Below are 14,599 nucleotides of genomic sequence, written 5' to 3'. Positions count from 1 at the left end.
GGCGGGCTTTTTTGCGGTCGGCGAATCGTTTACTTGCCTTGGGCAGCCAGCGCCAGCGCGGCGGCGTTGACGACGGCGGCGATACGTCCGGCATCGCGCAGCTGTTCGGTCGACAGGCCGTCGTTCTTCAGGTTTTCATAATGCGAGGCCACGCAGAAGTGGCACTTGCCGATGATGGAGGCCACCAGGGCGAACAGCTCGAAGCGCTTCTTGTCCACGCCGCCATGGGTGGCGTAGGCATTCATGCGCAGCTGGGCCGGCAGGCTTTTGAGCTGGGCGTCGCCGGTCATCTCCACGTAGGGATACCAGGTGTTGTTCATGCCCATGAGGGCGGAAGCGGTCAGGGCGGCGTTGGCGTCGCCTTCGGACAGGCCGCTCTTGAAGGCTTCAACCAGCACCGGGCTGCGCGCGGCATAGGCGGCGGACAGGGCGGCGCCCACGGCGTCTTCGGGAGCCAGCGTCGAGCGGGCGATCACGGCGTCCAGATTCAGGCGGATGTCTTTGGCCCAATCCGGCAGCTGTTCCTTAATGGTCGTAAGAAATTCCATAGTTTTTACCTATAATCTAGCGCAGTTAAAGCCCGGCGTGGGCCCCTGCAGGGCAGGGTCCGGACCGGGCTGGAAATTACAGCGTGGCGCCGCCAACCGTACGGTTGCACGGGCACAGTTCGTCGGTTTGCAGGCCGTCGAGCAGACGCAGAACTTCTTCCGGGTTACGGCCGACGTTCAGGTTGTTCACCGAAACGTGCTGGATCGTGTTGTCCGGGTCAACGATGAAGGTGGCGCGCAGCGCAACGCCAGCACCCTTTTCACGCACGCCCAGTTGGTCGATCAGGGCGCCGGTAGTGTCGCCGAATTGGTAGTGACCCAGCTTGTTCAGGTCCGGGTGCTCACGGCGCCAGGCCAGCTTGACGAATTCGTTGTCGGTCGAACCGCCCAGCAGGACGGCGTCGCGGTCTTCGAAATCCTTGGCCAACTTGTTGAAGCCGACGATTTCGGTCGGGCACACAAACGTGAAGTCTTTCGGGTAGAAGTAGATCACCTTCCACTTGCCGGGGAACGAGCTTTCGGTGATGTCTTCGAACGCCGACACGCCGTTTTCTTCGTGCTGATTGAAGCCGGGCTTGACGCCGGTGACCTTGAAGGGTTCGAGTTTGTCGCCAACAGTTTTCATGTTTACTCCCGTAGTTGTTGGGTGGAGATGAGGCTAGGCCTCAAAACCATAAATTCTACGCTATGGATTATCGTTGTCTAATTGATAATTCCTAAACTTGGCTTTGGGCAGCTCTATCCTCGCGGTCAGTCCGCCGCCTTCTCGGGGCAGCATCCGGAGCGACCCGCCAACGTGTTTGAGCAGGCGTTCGACGATGGCCAGACCCAGTCCCGCGCCGCTGACGCCGGTGCGCGCCGCCTCGCCGCGGGAGAACGGGCGAAGCAGGCGGTCGACATCTTCGGGCGCGATGCCGGGCCCGCGATCGGAGACCTCGATGACGATCATGCTGCCTTCGGCCTGCAGTGTCATGTTCAGGTGCGCCATCCCGTCATCGGGTGAGCGGCCGTAGCGGCGCGCGTTCTCGATCAGGTTGCTGACGATACGCTTCAGGTCCAGCGCGGTGATGCGGGCGCGCAGGCCAGGTTCCAGCGCCGCGTCCAGCTCGCCGCCCAGCGAGGCGGTGTGGCTGCGTTCGCGTTCGTACAGTTCGGCCAGCACGGCGGAAATGTCGGTGGCGAGCTGCGGCAGGGTGCCGGCGGGACGGGCGTACTCCATGAGCTGCCCGATGCTGTGGTCGATCTGGCCCAGGTCTTCGTCGATGGCCTGCCGCGCGTCTTCCGACACGCCGCTCAGCTCGATTTCCAGACGCATCCGGGCAAGTGGCGTGCGCAGGTCATGTGAGATGCCCGCCAGCATGAGCTCGCGGTCGGCCTCGGCCTGGCGCAAGTCCTTGGCCATGCGGTTGAACGACGCGTTCAGGTCGCGGATCTCCAGCGGGCCTTGTTCGGGCAGGGCCGCGGGCGTTTCGCCGCGCGACAGCACCTGGGCGGCCCGCGCCAACCTGGATAGCGGCCGGTTGACGAAGCCCACGCTGACCGCCGCGCCGACCAATGACAGCAATAGCGCCGTGGCGCCCCAGCCCAGCCACTCGATTCCGCCTGTAAGACCGATCTGCTCACGCTCGAACACCAGCCAGTACAGATCTTTTTCTATCTGGAAACTGACCCAGAAGCCAGGTACCTGGTTCACGCCCCAGGCAATCTGCGTTTCCGGGCCGAAGCGCGTGCGGATATGCTGCGCCACACGCTGCCAGTAGTCGTCGTCGGGGAGGGCTTCGGCGAAGTCGGTGACCTCGCGCGGATAGACCTGGATGCCTTCGTTGGTGGCCAGGTCCAGGAGGAGCTTGCTGCGTTCGCCGTTATGCGAATAGATCAGCGCGGTGCGCGTGATATTGACGGCCGTGATCACCCGCTGCGCCATTTGATTGGCGCGCGGTCCCAGCTCCATGCTGAAAAATACTTGAAGCCACGCGCCCAGGCTGACCAGCATCAGCGCGGCGAGCAAAAGGAACGTGCGGCCGAACAAGCCGAGCCGCAAACGGGATGTCAGGTTCCTGAATGTTCTGCGCAAGCGCGGCACGACGCTGCGCTCCTGCACCGGGCGGGCCAGCCGATCAGCTACCACCGTCCGGAACGAACACGTACCCCAGACCCCAGACGGTCTGGATGAATACGGGCTTGGACGGGTTCGGCTCGATCAGCTTGCGCAGACGCGAGATCTGGACGTCGAGGCTGCGATCGAAGGCTTCGTATTCGCGGCCGCGGGCCAGTTCCATGAGCTTGTCGCGCGACAGGGGAATCTTCGGATGGCGCGCAAAGACCTTGAGCACCGAGAATTCACCCGTGGTGATGGGCACCTGTTCGCCGTTGCGCGTGAGCGTGCGGGTGGACAGATTCAGCACGTAGGGGCCGAAGGCGATGGATTCGTTTTCCTGGCTGGGCGCGCCGGGGTGTTCCTCGGTGCCGCGGCGGCGCAGAATCGCATTGATGCGCGCCAGCAGTTCACGAGGATTGAACGGCTTGGACAGGTAGTCGTCCGCGCCCATCTCAAGGCCGACGATGCGGTCGATTTCTTCCGCCTTGGCCGTGAGCATGATGATGGGGGTATTGTCGTGGCCACCGCGCAGCCGGCGGCAGATGGACAGGCCATCTTCGCCGGGCAGCATCAGGTCCAGCACGAGCAGGTCAAAATGCTCTCGTTGCCAGAGTTTGCCCATCTCTTTCGCGTCTTCGGCAACGAAAACGTTGAAACCCTGTTCGGACAAGTACCGGCGAAGCAGATCGCGCAAGCGCGGATCGTCGTCAACGACGAGGATTTTTCGGGTGGGGGTGGTGTTTTGCGTATTCATGGCCGGAAATGTAACAGTGACAAGAACCGGGGGCTAGAGGGCGTTCACAAGATATTACACATTGCGATCCCTGGTTGAAATCCCCCTTACACACGGGGGTAACTGCGGCTTATTTCGTACAATCTGCATCTATGGAACTAAACCTGCTGGCACTGGAAACTTCGTCGTCACGTTGTGGCGTGGCCCTTTTACGGGCGGTCGACGGCCGCCTGGAGATCAGCGTCCGCGAACACGAAGGATCCCAGGAACACGCCGAGCGCCTACTGCCTATGGCCGATGCGCTGCTCGCCGAGGCCGGCATCACGCCGTCCGGGTTGCATGCCGTGGCGTTCGGGCAGGGGCCCGGCGGCTTTACCGGGCTGCGCGTGGCATGCGGCGTCGCGCAGGGCATGGCCCTGGGGCTGGGGATCCCGGTGTTGCCTATTGTTTCGCACCAGGCCGTGGCCGCCGACGTCGATGGCACCCCCGCCGACGCTGTCGTCGTGGCCCTGGACGCCCGCATGAACGAGGTCTATCTGGCAGTCTACCGCCGCGGCGACGCCGCGGGCGAGGAATCTGTCTGGGAAACGCTCCAAGCCCCGATGCTGATTGCCGCCGCCGAGGTCGCGCCCTGGACGGCGCACCATCTGCCCAACTGGTCGGCCCGCGCCGGGCAGCCGCTGACGCCGCTACTGGCTGGCGATGCCTGGGAAGCCTATGCCGCCGACATGGCCGCGCCCGCCGAATGGCGCCGGGCCGCCGAAGCCCAGCGGCCGCAGGCCGCCAGCGTGGCGCGGCTTGCCCGCCAGGGCTGGCTGCGCGGCGAAACCCTGGCGCCCGAGCTGGCCGCGCCGCTCTATGTGCGCGACAAGGTGGCCTTCACCACCGCCGAGCGCCTGCGCGGCGAGGGCGGTAATCCCAAGGCGCAGCCGTCGCTTGCCGCGCCGGTCCCGCAGCCCATGACGGATGCCGATCTGGACGAGGTCGTGGCGCTGGAGGCGCAAGTGCAGGCCTTTCCCTGGACCCGCGGAAACTTCGCGGACGCGCTGGCGTCGGGCTATGGCGCCTGGACGTTGCGGCGGGAGGGCAAGCTGGCGGGATTCTGCATTCTGATGTTTGCGCCGGACGTGGCGCATCTGCTGGTGATCGCGGTGGCCCAAGACCTGCATCGGCAGGGACTGGGCGGCGTGATGCTCGACTGGTGCGAGCAGCAGGCGCGCGAACGCGGCCTCGAAGGCCTGCTCCTGGAAGTGCGGCCGTCCAACACGTCCGCCGTCAGTTTCTATAAGGGCCACGGCTATCTGCAGATCGGCATGCGCCGGGCCTACTACCCGGCCGAGAAGGGCGGTCGCGAGGACGCCATCGTCATGCAGAAACGCTTCGGCGAACCCGACGGAGCACCGGCATGAGCCCGATGGACGCCGCGCCGCGCCCGGCGCCGCCCCGCATCAACCCGTTGCAGCGCATCTGGTTGCGCGAGCTTGGCATGGAGCGGCTATGGCTGCGCACGCCGCCTGCCGTGCCGGTGGCCAAGGCGGGTTCCGTGGCGTCTGGCGCCACTCCCGGCCAGACGCCGGCTGCCGCGTCCCCTGGCGCTCCGAACACCGCACCACATTCCCCGATTGTTGCGCCGCCTCCCGTCGAAGCGCGGCGCGACGCCCCGGCGGCTGCTCCGGTGGACGCCGCCGAGCCGGTCGCCCCGCCCGCCGTGGCGCGCACCGCCCCGGCAGAGCCGGCTTCTGGCCGCGCATCGGCTATTCCGGCTTCGATCCTGAACCGCACCGGCCCCCCGCCGCGTCCCGCGCCGAAGGTCGAGGTCCAGGAAGAGGCGCCGCCGCCCATTCCGGTGGCCGAGGCCGTCAAGGATGCCAATCTGGAGCAGTTGGCGGCGCAGGTCGTGGCGTGCGCCGCGTGCGGCCTGTGCAAGGGACGCCGTCACGCGGTGGTCGGGCAGGGCGCCCAGCCCACCCGCTGGCTCGTCGTGGGCGAAGCGCCGGGCGAACAGGAAGACCGCCAGGGCCAGCCTTTCGTGGGACGGTCCGGGCAGTTGCTGGACGCGATGTTGGCGGCGGTCGGCATGAGCCGCGAGCGCGACGTTTTCATCACCAACGTCATCAAGTGCCGTCCCCCGGGCAACCGCAATCCCAAGCCCGAGGAAATCGCGGCCTGCAGCCCGTACCTGATGCGGCAGATTGCGTTGCTGAAACCCGAGCGCATCCTGGTGCTGGGCCGGTTCGCGGCGCAGACGCTGCTGGGCACCGACGCCACCATCGGCAACCTGCGTGGCCGCGTCCATCATCTGAAGACGGACGAAGGCGTGCAGATCCCGGTCATCGTGAGCTACCACCCCGCCTACCTGCTGCGCAGCCCGTCCGAGAAGGCGCGGGCCTGGCAGGACCTGAAGCTGGCCGCCCGCGAGCTATAGGGCGCAGGGGTCAAACAAAAACCGGGCAATTGCCCGGTTTTTTGTTGCTGCATCAAGCACTTGGCGCGATTGTCCTAGTGCGTCGAATCCAACGCGCGGCCGTGGCCTTCCTGGCCGATCTGGTCATGCAAGTCGGGGTTGGCCTGCATGTTGCGCTTGCTCCAGCGCATGAACACCACCATCAGCACGGCCACCACGGTGCCGAAGATGACGATGATCACGTTGATCGGCAGTTCCAGCCACAGCAGCAGCGTGTACATCGCCACCATGAGCAGGATGTTGAGCTGTTCGTTGAAGTTCTGCACGGCGATCGAATGGCCGGCCGACAGAAGGACGTGACCGCGGTGCTGGAGCAGGGCGTTCATGGGCACCACGAAGAAACCGGCCAGGCCGCCCGTCAGCAGCAGGAGAAGATAGACGCTCCAGGGCTGGTAGACCAGCGGCATCAGCAGCACGACGAGACCCATCATGGCGCCGACCGGCAACACGGCGAGCGCGCGGCGCAGCGGAATGCGCCCGGCCAGGATCGACCCCACCACCGTGCCCAGCGCGGCCACACCCATCAGCATTGACGCCTTGTCCAGCTGGTAACCCAGATGGCTGCGGCCCCATTCGATGACGATCAGCTGCAGGGTGGCGCCGGCGCCCCAGAAGAGCGTGGTGACAGCGAGGGAAATCTGGCCCAGCTTGTCCTTCCACAGCACGCAGACGTAGCCCCAGAACGTGCGGATCAGGCGAACGGGGTTCTTCTGCTGCGGCGGATAGCGCACGTGCGTGCGCGGAATCATCAGGTTGCACAGCGCGGCCAGCAGGTACACGAAGGCGATGACCAGGATGGCTGCTTCGGCCGGCGTGTGGACCAGGCTGCCGATGAAGGAGTGGCTGAGCAGAGCGGTGGACACCGACGAGGAAATCAGGAGGCCGCCCAGGACCGTGCCCAGGATGATGGAGAAGACGGTCAGGCCCTCGATCCAGCTATTGCCCTTGACCAGCATGGTCGGCGGCAGCATTTCCGTCACGATGCCGTACTTGGCGGGGGAGTAGGCGGCGGCGCCGATGCCCACCACGCCGTAGGCGGCGCAGACCAGCCAGGTTTGATATTCGGGGGCGACGCCAATGCTGGCGTACGAGAACATCAGCAGACAGCCCGCCACCTTCAGGGCATTGGTGGAGAACATCACGCGGCCCTTGGGGTAGGAGTCCGCGATGGCGCCGACGAATGCGGCCAGCACGACATAGGCCAACGCGAACGACCACTTCATCATGGGCGCCAGCCAATCAGGGCCGTGCAACTCCTGAATCAAGGCGATCGCTGCGATGAACAACGCGTTGTCCGCCAATGACGAGAAGGCCTGCGCCGCCATGACCAGATAGAAACCACGTTTCAAGAATGTCCCCGTTCTTCGGCCAGAGCCTGGCCAGTCCGCGTGAAAATTATGTGTCGTGCCAAAAAGTGTCAGGGAGTATAGCCGGAGCGTTGCGGCCAGCCATTGCGCGTTTGCCCGCGGGTTGTCCGGCCCCAACGTCTGGGTAAAGACCGCCTGCGGTATCATACGACCCATATGAGAGCCGGCCCTTCTTGGGCCGGTTTGCAATCTGTGCGGCAGGTCCGTTAACGCCTTTCGTTCAACCCACCCCGTCGTCATCGTACTGTGCGCCTTACTCAGCTCAAACTCGCCGGCTTCAAGTCCTTCGTCGATCCCACCGTCATCCCCGTGCCCAGCCAGCTGGTCGGCGTGGTGGGGCCCAATGGCTGCGGCAAGTCGAACATCATCGACGCCGTGCGCTGGGTGCTGGGCGAGGCCAAGGCGTCGGAACTGCGCGGCGAGTCCATGCAGGACGTCATTTTCAACGGGTCGGGCAACCGCAAGCCTGCCGCCCGGGCGTCGGTCGAAATGGTGTTCGACAACAGCGAGGGGCGCGCCGCCGGCCAGTGGAGCACCTACGCCGAAATCGCGGTGCGCCGGGTCCTGACCCGGGATGGCACCAGCAGCTATTTCGTCAACAACCAGCAGGTCCGCCGCCGCGACATCCACGACATCTTCCTGGGCACCGGCCTGGGCGCCCGTGGCTACGCCATCATCGGGCAGGGCATGATCAACCGCCTGATCGAAGCCCGCCCCGAAGAACTGCGCGTCTTCCTGGAAGAGGCGGCCGGCGTGTCGCGCTACAAGGAACGCCGCCGCGAGACCGAAAACCGCCTGTCCGACACGCGCGAGAACCTGACCCGCGTCGAAGACATCCTGCGCGAACTGAACAGCCAGCTCGAAAAGCTGGAAGCCCAGGCCGAAGTGGCCACGCGTTACCGCGAGCTTCAGGCCGACGGCGAAAAGAAGCAGCATTCGCTGTGGTTCCTGAAGGAAACCGGGGCGCGCGAAGAACGCGCCAAGAAGACGCAGGAAATGGCGCAGGCCCAGAACGAACTGGAAGCCGCCATTGCCGGACTGCGCGCGGGCGAGGCCGCGCTGGAATCCCGGCGCCAGGCCCACTACGCCGCCAGCGACGCCGTCCACACCGCCCAGGGCGCGCTGTACGAGGCCAATGCCCAGGTCAGCCGCCTGGAAGCCGAGATCCGGCACGTGGTCGATTCCCGCAACCGCCTGCAGGCGCGCCGCGACCAGCTCCAGCAGCAGATCGCGGAATGGACCAGCCAGCGCGAACACTGCACCGAACAGATCGCCCAGGCCGAAGACGACCTGGCCGCCGCCGCCGCCCGCACCGAAGAGGCGCGCGCCACCGCTGAGGATGCGCAGGCCGGCCTGCCCTCGGTCGAGCAGCGCGTGCGCGAAGCCGCCGCCGGCCGCGACGAGATGCGCGCGGCGCTCGCCCGCGTCGAGCAGAACCTGGCGCTGGTCGCGCAGACGCAGCGCGACGCCGACCGGCAGATGCAGACCCTGGACCAGCGCCGCGAGCGCCTACAGCAGGAACTGCGCGAACTGCACAGCCCCGATCCCGAGCGCCTGGAACAGTTGGCTGGCGACCGCGCCGCGGGCGAAGACCAGCTTGAAGCCGCCCAGGAAGAACTGGCCACCCTGGAAGGCCGTGTGCCCGAGGCCGACGCCGAGCGCAGCCGCGCCCAGGGCGCCGCCCAGACCGAAGCCCAGAACCTGGCCCGCCTGGAAGCCCGCCTGTCCGCGCTCGTGAAGCTGCAGGAAGACGTGCAGAAGCAAGGCGCGCTGGAACCGTGGCTGGCCAAGCACGAACTGGCCGGGCTGTCGCGCCTGTGGCAAAAGCTGCACGTCGAGCCGGGCTGGGAAACCGCCCTGGAATCGGCGCTGCGCGAACGCATGGCGTCGATGGAAGTGCGCAACCTGGACTGGGCGCGCGCCTTTGCCGACGACGCACCGCCCGCGCGGCTGGCGTTCTACCAATTGCCCGTCGCGGCGCCCGCGCCGACGGCGCCTGCCGGCTTCACGCCGCTGGCCAGCTTGCTGCGCATCACCGACCCCGACCTGCGCACGTTGCTCAACGAATGGCTGGCCGGCGTCTATACGGCCAATGACCTGACCCAGGCCCTGGCCTTGCGCGCGAGCCTGCCCGCCGGCGCCGCCTGCGTGGTCAAGGCCGGCCACCTGATCGACGCGCACAGCGTGCGTTTCTACGCGCCCGATTCCGAACAGGCCGGCCTGCTGGCCCGCCAGCAGGAGATCGAAAACCTGCAACGCGAAATCAAGGCTCAGCAACTGATCGCCGACCAGGCCCGCGCCGCAGTCGCCCGCGCGGAAGCGGCGTGGCAGCAGGTGTCGCAGGCCATCTCCCCGGCGCGCACCCGCGTGGCCGAGGTCACGCGCCGCGTGCACGACATCCAGCTGGAACACTCGCGGCTGCAGCAACAGGCCGAACAGTCCGGCGAGCGCGCCTCGCGCCTGCGCCAGGACCTGGAAGAAATCAAGGCGCACGAGGAAGACCTGCGAGCCACCCGCGAAGAGGCCGAGGCCCGCTTCGAGGCGTTGGACGAAGAGCTGGCCGAGCATCAATCCAAGTTTGCCGACGCTGAAATGGATGGCGAGACGCTGGCGGCGCAAGCCGAGGCGGCCCGCACCCGGCTGCGCGAACTCGAACGCGCCGCCCAGGAAGCCGAATTCGCCGAACGCGGCATCCAGGTGCGCATCACCGACCTGCAACGCAACCAGCAACTGGCCGCCGACCAGAGCCAGCGCGGCGCGGTGGAACTTGAACAACTGATGGGCGACCTGACCGAGCTGGACGCATCCGCGTCGCAGGCCGGCCTGCAGGATGCCCTGGAAGCGCGCGCCGAACGCGAGGAAGCGCTGTCGCGCGCCCGCCAGGAACTCGAAAACCTGGCCGCGCTGCTGCGCGGCGCCGACGAAGACCGCCAGCAACAGGAGCAGACCCTGGAGCCGCGCCGCGCGCGCATCATGGAACTGCAACTGCAGGAGCAGGCCGCGCGCCTGGCCGAAGAGCAGTTCACCGAACAGCTCAATGCACGCGAAGTCGACCGCGAGGAACTTGCCCAATTCCTGGCCAACCAGCCCGACGAATGGCGCCGCGCAAGCTGGCTGCAACAGGAAGTCGGCCGCATCTCGCGCCAGATCGAAGCGCTGGGTTCGGTCAACCTGGCTGCGCTCGACGAACTGAACACCTCGCGCGAACGCAAGGGCTTCCTCGATTCGCAGCACGCGGACCTGATGACCGCCATCGAGACCCTCGAAGACGCCATCCGCAAGATCGACCGCGAGACGCGTGAACTGCTGCAAGAGACGTTCAACATCGTCAACGGCCACTTCGGCGAGCTCTTCCCCAAGCTTTTTGGCGGGGGCGAAGCCAAGCTCAGCATGACGGGCGAGGAAATCCTCGATGCCGGCGTGCAGGTGATGGCGCAGCCGCCGGGCAAGCGCAACAGCACGATCCATCTGCTGTCGGGCGGCGAAAAGGCGCTGACCGCGACTGCGCTGGTGTTCGCGCTGTTCAAGCTGAACCCTGCGCCGTTCTGCCTGCTGGACGAGGTGGACGCGCCGCTGGACGACGCCAACACCGAACGTTACGCGAACCTGGTCGCCAACATGAGCGAGCAGACGCAGTTCCTCTTCATCTCGCACAACAAGATCGCGATGCAGATGGCAAAGCAATTGATCGGCGTAACCATGCAAGAGCAAGGGGTTTCGCGTATCGTTGCGGTAGACATAGATTCGGCCGTCCAGATGATGGCCTCCGAAGCGGCATAAACCCAATATTGAGAAAGGCGCCGCCTTCCAGGCGCGGGATTTACACATGAGTGATTTGCAGATCGGGCTGATTGCCCTGGGCGTCTTGCTGATACTGCTGGTGTTGGGATTCAACTGGTGGCAGGACCGTCGCGTCCGTCGCAAGATGCAGAGCCACTTCCCCACCTCCGAACAGGATCCGCTGCTGGGCGCGGGTGTGGCGGGCGCTAGCGCCGCCACGGCCGGTGCTTCCCGGCGCGAACCCGGCATGGGCGGCGAACCTGCGCGCGTCCAGCCCGGTCAGCCCGCGCCGGTGGATCCCGGCAGCGATGCCGACGACGCCGAAGAACCCGATCCCGCCTGCGAAGTGGTCATCGAAGTCAACTTCGCCGAGCCCGTGCGCGGCGCGGATCTGTTGCCGTATATGCAAAGCCTGCGCAACGTGGGCCGCAAGCCCATGCGTGTGTTCGCCGAAACCGACCAGCGCCGCCACCGCGCGCGCGTCCATGCCGGCGAGTCCTATGCATCCATGCAGCTTGCCGTGTTGCTGGCCAACCGCAGCGGTCCGCTGACCGCCATCGAATGGTCGCAGGCCTGGGCCCGCGCCCAGGACATGGCCGAACGCTTCGACGCCACCATTGAAGGTCCCGACCAGCAGGCCGTGCTGGAGCAGGGCGCCCGCCTGGACGACACCTGCGCGGCACTGGACACCCAGGTCGGCCTGACCCTGCTGCTGGGCTCGGCCCAGCCGGCGGCCGAAGTCATGGCCGTGGCGCGCGACGTGGGATTCGTCGCCGACGGCAACCGACTGGCCTGGCCTAACGAGAACGGCGTGGCCCGCTTTACGCTGGCCCGTGCGGACGGGGCTGCTTTCGATGCGGGCATGGGCGGCATCGAGCGCCTGTACCTGCTGCTGGACGTGCCTTGCAGCCCGGCCGACACCCGCGCGTTTGGCCGCATGGTCGACGTGGGCCGCGACCTGGCCTCGCGCCTGCGCGCTGAACTCGTCGACGATCAGGGCAAGCCCCTGGCCGACGGCTCCGAGACCGTCATCGACGAGCGCCTGCAGGTCCTGTTCGGCCAGCTTGAACAAGCGGGCCTGCCCGCCGGCAGCGAGCGCGCCCAGCGCGTGTTTGCCTGATGGCCAGCGGGTCCGGCGAGAATCCGGCGCAAGCCGCCGCGCGGCTGCGCGCCGAGATCGAGCAGCACAACGTCCGCTATTACGTCTACGACGAACCCTCCGTCTCGGATGCCGAGTACGACGGGCTGATGCGGGATTTGCAGGCCCTGGAGGCCGAGCACCCGGAACTGGTGACACCCGAGTCGCCCACGCAGCGCGTGGGCGCGGCGCCGGTGTCTGCGTTTGGCAGCGTGCGCCACGTGGTGCCGATGCTGTCGCTGAACAACGCGTTTTCCGAAGAGGAAGTCGCCGCCTTCGACCGCCGTGTCACCGATACGCTGCGCGGTGCTGGCCTGCTGGGTCCGGCGCAGCAGCCGGACTACTTCTGTGAACTCAAGCTCGACGGCCTGGCGATCAGCCTGCGCTACGAGGACGGCCGCCTGGTGCAGGCCGCCACGCGGGGCGACGGCCAGACGGGCGAGGACGTCACGTCCAACATCCGCACGATCAAGGCGATTCCGCTGCAACTGAAGGGCGCGGCCCCGAAGGTGCTGGAGGTGCGCGGCGAGGTGCTGATGAATCGCGCCGACTTCGAAAAACTGAATGCGGCGCAGGCCAAGCGCGACGAAAAGATTTTCGTGAACCCCCGCAATGCGGCGGCGGGCAGCCTGCGCCAGCTCGATCCGCGCATCACCGCCAAGCGGCCGCTGCGGTTCTTTGCCTACGGTTGGGGCGAGGTCCAGGGCCTGCCCGGTTCGCAAAGCGGGCTGTTCGACGAAGCCTCGGCCGGCGCGGACCAGGCCTCGCAACTGCCCGAAAAATCCCACGGCGCCATGCTGGAATGGCTGGCCTCGTTAGGGCTGCCGGTCAATGTCGTGCACAACCACCGGGCAAGCGGCGCCGAAGGCCTGATGGCGTTCTACGCCAAGGTCGGCGCCTTGCGCGCGAACCTGCCCTACGACATCGACGGCGTGGTCTACAAGGTGGACTCGCTGCCGGCGCAGAAGGTGCTTGGCTTCGTGGCGCGCGCGCCGCGCTTTGCATTGGCGCACAAGTTTGCCGCCGAAGAGGCCACCACGACGCTGGTGGACATCGAAGTGCAGGTGGGCCGCACGGGCGCCATCACCCCGGTCGCGCGGCTCAAGCCGGTGTTCGTGGGCGGCGTCACCGTCACCAACGCCACGTTGCACAACGAAGACGAGATCCGCCGCAAGGACGTGCGCATCGGCGACACGGTCATCGTGCGGCGTGCGGGCGACGTGATTCCCGAGGTGCTGGGCCCGGTCCCGGAAAAGCGGCCCGAGGACGCACGCGAATTCGTCATGCCGACGGAATGCCCGGTCTGCGGATCGGCCATTGAACGCCTGGAAGGCGAAACCATCGCGCGCTGCACCGGGGGCCTTTTCTGCGGCGCCCAGCGCAAGCAGACGCTGTGGCATGCCGCCAGCCGCAAAGCGCTGGATATCGAAGGCCTGGGCGAAAAGCTCGTGGACCAGCTGGTGGACAGCGGTCGCGTCAAGACGCTGGCCGACCTGTACAGCCTGCGTCCGCTGGAACTCGTGGGCCTGGACCGCATGGGCCAGAAGTCCGCCGACAATCTGGTGGCCGCCATTGAAAAGGCGCGCTCGCCGAATCTGTCCCGCCTGCTGTTCGCGCTAGGGATCCGGCACGTGGGCGAGACCACCGCCCGCGACGTTGCACGGCACTTCGGCAGCATCGACGCCATCATGGATGCGGATGAAGACGCCTTGTCGTCGGTGCCCGACGTGGGACCTGTCGTGGCCGCGTCGATCCGCCATTTCTTTGCCGAACAGCACAACCGCGACGTAATCGGGCAGCTCAAGGCGCAAGGCGTGAACCCCGTGGCCGAAGCCGCGCCGCAAGCCGACACGCTGGCCGGCAAGACCTTCGTGCTGACGGGCACGCTGCCGAACTGGACGCGCGAAGAGGCCTCGATGCACATCCAGGCGGCCGGTGGCAAGGTCAGCGGCTCTGTGTCCAAGAAGACCGCCTATCTGGTGGCGGGCGAGGATTCGGGTAGCAAGCTGACCAAGGCGCAGGAACTGGGCGTGCCGGTACTGGATGAAGACGGGCTGAAGGCGCTGTTGGGCGTGTCCTAGCCTGGACGCTGCCGCGGTTGAATGAAGGGCTGCACGCCATCGGCGCGCAGCCCTTTTTTGTTGCTTGCTTGGGGCGGTGTCAGACACCCGCGGAAGATGGTCGTCAACATGCGGCGGCGTCTCATAGGGTGTCTGACACCTGGATCGCGCGTGGGATGGTGGTTTGACACCCCGAGGAGATTGTCGCCAGCTTGAGATGGCATTTCATCGGGTGTCAGACACCGGAGCACCTTGCCGAGCGCGCAAAAAAAACTGCCCGCGTTTGAACTGACCCCCAGAAGTTGGACGGTCAGCTAAAGCCCGAAGGCCTGAGCTCGGTATTGCACCGGGCTCAGGCCTTTTAGCTTGAGCTTGATGCGATCATGATTGTAGTAACGGATGTACTGTCGG

At 66.3% G+C, this 14,599-nt stretch carries 11 protein-coding genes; 5 read left to right on the top strand and 6 right to left on the bottom strand.

Annotation, left to right across the window (positions count from 1 at the left end):
* Window positions 1-29 precede the first annotated feature (29 nt).
* The 4 genes from KW836_RS22315 to ompR all read right to left on the bottom strand — a co-directional run bounded on the left by KW836_RS22315 (window position 30) and on the right by ompR (window position 3,400).
* Entirely contained in the window at window positions 30-548 is a 519-nt protein-coding gene (locus tag KW836_RS22315) for a carboxymuconolactone decarboxylase family protein (protein ID WP_013392160.1), read from the bottom strand.
* 76 nt (window positions 549-624) lie between these two features.
* Window positions 625-1,173, bottom strand: a complete 549-nt coding sequence (locus tag KW836_RS22310; RefSeq protein WP_006217982.1) for a peroxiredoxin — start codon at window positions 1,171-1,173, stop codon at window positions 625-627.
* Between the two features lie 60 nt (window positions 1,174-1,233).
* Window positions 1,234-2,661, bottom strand: coding sequence for an ATP-binding protein (locus KW836_RS22305; RefSeq protein WP_175123348.1), 1,428 nt, complete (start codon window positions 2,659-2,661; stop codon window positions 1,234-1,236).
* 4 nt (window positions 2,662-2,665) lie between these two features.
* Complete coding sequence (gene ompR, locus KW836_RS22300; protein ID WP_003813882.1) at window positions 2,666-3,400, bottom strand: two-component system response regulator OmpR; 735 nt, start codon at window positions 3,398-3,400, stop codon at window positions 2,666-2,668.
* A gap of 131 nt (window positions 3,401-3,531) precedes the next feature.
* On the opposite strand from ompR, the gene tsaB reads away from it, so the two are divergent.
* Together tsaB and KW836_RS22290 are read left to right on the top strand one after the other, a co-directional pair.
* Window positions 3,532-4,788 (top strand): tRNA (adenosine(37)-N6)-threonylcarbamoyltransferase complex dimerization subunit type 1 TsaB, encoded by a 1,257-nt coding sequence (tsaB, locus tag KW836_RS22295; protein WP_218344804.1) that lies wholly within the window; start codon window positions 3,532-3,534, stop codon window positions 4,786-4,788.
* Complete coding sequence (locus tag KW836_RS22290) at window positions 4,785-5,804, top strand: uracil-DNA glycosylase (protein ID WP_218344803.1); 1,020 nt, start codon at window positions 4,785-4,787, stop codon at window positions 5,802-5,804. The genes tsaB and KW836_RS22290 overlap by 4 nt, the downstream gene beginning before the upstream one ends.
* A gap of 74 nt (window positions 5,805-5,878) precedes the next feature.
* Here KW836_RS22290 and lplT read toward each other — a convergent pair whose 3' ends face one another.
* Complete coding sequence (lplT, locus tag KW836_RS22285) at window positions 5,879-7,192, bottom strand: lysophospholipid transporter LplT (protein ID WP_175137318.1); 1,314 nt, start codon at window positions 7,190-7,192, stop codon at window positions 5,879-5,881.
* A gap of 264 nt (window positions 7,193-7,456) precedes the next feature.
* Between lplT and smc the strand changes: the two genes are divergently transcribed.
* From smc to ligA, 3 genes are read left to right on the top strand one after another with little or no spacing between them, the layout of a single operon-like run.
* Window positions 7,457-10,990: a chromosome segregation protein SMC gene (gene smc, locus KW836_RS22280; RefSeq protein ID WP_218344802.1), complete on the top strand. Its 3,534-nt coding sequence runs from the start codon at window positions 7,457-7,459 to the stop codon at window positions 10,988-10,990.
* A 46-nt stretch (window positions 10,991-11,036) separates the two neighbouring features.
* A complete protein-coding gene (locus tag KW836_RS22275; RefSeq protein WP_175184227.1) occupies window positions 11,037-12,110 on the top strand; it encodes a cell division protein ZipA C-terminal FtsZ-binding domain-containing protein in 1,074 nt (357 codons plus the stop codon).
* Window positions 12,110-14,209 carry an NAD-dependent DNA ligase LigA gene (gene ligA / locus KW836_RS22270; protein WP_175122996.1) on the top strand — a complete coding sequence of 700 codons (2,100 nt, stop codon included), beginning with the start codon at window positions 12,110-12,112 and terminating at the stop codon, window positions 14,207-14,209. The genes KW836_RS22275 and ligA overlap by 1 nt, the downstream gene beginning before the upstream one ends.
* Before the next feature lie 293 nt (window positions 14,210-14,502).
* Here ligA and KW836_RS22265 read toward each other — a convergent pair.
* The coding region (locus tag KW836_RS22265) for an IS3 family transposase (RefSeq protein WP_162876601.1) at window positions 14,503-14,599 on the bottom strand (97 nt) is incomplete at its 5' end.

The sequence above is a fragment of the Achromobacter sp. ACM05 genome (assembly GCF_019218915.1).
In the GTDB taxonomy this organism is placed as follows: Bacteria; Pseudomonadota; Gammaproteobacteria; order Burkholderiales; family Burkholderiaceae_B; genus Achromobacter; species Achromobacter animicus.
The sequence above is the reverse complement of the archived record's forward strand: the minus strand, read 5'-3'. Positions and strand labels throughout refer to the sequence as shown.

Excerpts from the sequence above, each read along its gene's own strand:
- KW836_RS22315 (WP_013392160.1), bottom strand. The coding sequence starts at position 548 with ATGGAATTTCTTACGACCATTAAGGAACAGCTGCCGGATTGGGCCAAA.
- KW836_RS22310 (WP_006217982.1), bottom strand. The coding sequence starts at position 1,173 with ATGAAAACTGTTGGCGACAAACTCGAACCCTTCAAGGTCACCGGCGTC.
- ompR (WP_003813882.1), bottom strand. The coding sequence starts at position 3,400 with ATGAATACGCAAAACACCACCCCCACCCGAAAAATCCTCGTCGTTGAC.
- tsaB (WP_218344804.1), top strand. The coding sequence starts at position 3,532 with ATGGAACTAAACCTGCTGGCACTGGAAACTTCGTCGTCACGTTGTGGC.
- KW836_RS22290 (WP_218344803.1), top strand. The coding sequence starts at position 4,785 with ATGAGCCCGATGGACGCCGCGCCGCGCCCGGCGCCGCCCCGCATCAAC.
- KW836_RS22275 (WP_175184227.1), top strand. The coding sequence starts at position 11,037 with ATGAGTGATTTGCAGATCGGGCTGATTGCCCTGGGCGTCTTGCTGATA.
- ligA (WP_175122996.1), top strand. The coding sequence starts at position 12,110 with ATGGCCAGCGGGTCCGGCGAGAATCCGGCGCAAGCCGCCGCGCGGCTG.